The sequence below is a fragment of the Pseudomonas putida genome, assembly GCF_030159595.1.
In the GTDB taxonomy this organism is placed as follows: Bacteria; Pseudomonadota; Gammaproteobacteria; order Pseudomonadales; family Pseudomonadaceae; genus Aquipseudomonas; species Aquipseudomonas putida_AC.
Window position 1 is genome coordinate 1 of sequence record NZ_BSKJ01000077.1, and the last position, 212, is coordinate 212.

Genomic DNA, 212 nt, shown 5'->3' on the forward strand with positions numbered 1-212 from the left:
ACGGTGAAGGTCGGTTTGACGTTTTCCGCCACCGACGTCTGGTCAGCAGTGATGGTGACCAGCACCAGGTCGCCCTGGTTGCCGGTGCCCGGAGTACCCGAGCCAGGTTCGTCGGTCACGGTGGTGGTCACCGGTGCCTTGTCCAGGGTCAGTTGCTCGAACTTGCCGACGTCGGTGCCGCTGACCGAGGCGATCGATTTCACGATCGAGTC

General features: G+C 63.2%; 1 protein-coding gene. It reads right to left on the reverse strand.

What is annotated here, in order from left to right; translation table 11 throughout:
• The coding region (locus QQL85_RS26585) for a hypothetical protein (protein WP_284357349.1) at window positions 1-212 on the reverse strand (212 nt) is incomplete at both ends.